Below are 1599 nucleotides of genomic sequence, written 5' to 3'. Positions count from 1 at the left end.
CCCCTCCCCTCCCTTCTCCAGGCGTCTTTTGTCTTTTCCGCTTTTATCCTTTCCGCCCTATAGACTTGCGCCGTGGAGGTGGGGCGGCATGCGTGATTACCAGCGCAGTAATGCGATTCAGACCCGATTGCACGAGGTGGTGCCGGGTGGGGCGCATACCTACGCGCGCGGTGCAGATCAGTACCCGGAGGGCATGGCCCCCGTCCTGGTACGTGGCGACGGCGCTCGGGTCTGGGATGCGGACGGCAACGAGTACGTCGAGTACGGCATGGGGTTGCGCTCGGTGACGCTGGGGCACGGGTTTCGGCCGGTGGTCGATGCGGTGGCTCGGGTCATCGCCGACGGGGTGAACTTCTCTCGACCTACCGAGCTGGAACTGCTTGCCGCCGAGGACTTCTTGAGTCTGGTACCCGGGGCGGACATGGTGAAGTTCGCCAAGAACGGATCCGATACCACCACGGCGGCGGTGCGGCTGGCGCGGGCGGCTACGGGCCGCGAGACCGTGGCCGTGTGTGATCAGCCGTTCTTTTCCGTGGATGACTGGTTCATCGGGATGACCGAGATGAACGCGGGGATTCCGGCGGTGTCGACGGTGCGGTTCCGCTACAACGATCTGGAGTCGTTGGAAACGGTGTTGCGCGACAACGAGATCGCGTGTGTATTCCTCGAACAGGCAACGGCGCTAGCGGAACCCGCGCCCGGATTTCTCGAAGGTGCTCGCGCGCTATGTGATCGGTTCGGCGCGCTGCTCGTGTTCGACGAGATGATCACGGGGTTCCGATGGTCTGCCGGTGGCGCGCAACGGATCTACGGTGTCGTGCCCGATCTCTCCTGCTGGGGTAAGGCGATGGCCAACGGGTTCCCGTTGTCGGCGCTGGCGGGGAAGCGGGAGTTCATGGAGCTGGGTGGGCTGCGCACCGACGCGGATCGAGTCTTCTTGCTGTCCACCACCCACGGGCCCGAGACCGCCTCGCTGGCCGCTTTTCGCGCGGTGGTCGAGACCTATCGGACCTCGGATCCGATTGCGCGCATGGAGGAGTCCGGGCGGCGGCTGGCGGCGGGCGTGAATGCCATTGCGGCGGATCTGGGGATCGGTGATCGGCTCGAGGTGACTGGGCGGCCCTCGTGTCTGGTGTTCCTCACGCGGGATCCCGAAGGTGTTCCCTCCCAGCCCTATCGGACCCTGTTCCTGCAGGAGTTGCTGGATCACGGTGTGCTGGGGCAGTCGTTCGTCAACTCGGCGGCGCATACCGACGCGGATATCGACCACACCATCGATGCCTGCCAGGCGGCGGCCAAGACCTACCGCAAGGCGCTCGAACAGGGAGGCACCGATGGGTTTCTCACCGGGCGGCCGGTCGCCCCGGCCCTGCGCCGCACGGCCGCTCCGCGGCGCATCGAGGAGTGAGCTCGCCTCGCGTGCCGTGATCGTCTGGTTTGCCAGGGCGATTCTGTGCCAGATCGCGGACAAGGTCTCGCGGAATGCTCTTGAACCGACTATTCATTGATCCGATGGGATTCATGGACAGCGGAATCAGGTGAGGCAGTGGGTGGTGGCGGGGTGTCCGGCGTGCTGGTGACCGGTGGTGCGGGAGACGT

At 65.4% G+C, this 1599-nt stretch carries 1 protein-coding gene; it reads left to right on the top strand.

Annotated features, from left to right (window positions below):
* Nucleotides 1-88: 88 nt before the first annotated feature.
* Nucleotides 89-1408, top strand: a complete 1320-nt coding sequence (locus tag ACAM49_RS40065) for a glutamate-1-semialdehyde 2,1-aminomutase (RefSeq protein WP_369640719.1) — start codon at nucleotides 89-91, stop codon at nucleotides 1406-1408.
* The last annotated feature ends 191 nt before the right edge of the window (nucleotides 1409-1599 follow it).

Origin of the sequence: Nocardia sp. JMUB6875, from assembly GCF_041154655.1 — a bacterium.
Classification (GTDB): Bacteria; Actinomycetota; Actinomycetes; order Mycobacteriales; family Mycobacteriaceae; genus Nocardia.
Note: the sequence above shows the minus strand (reverse complement) of the source record. Positions and strands in the feature narration are given on the sequence as shown.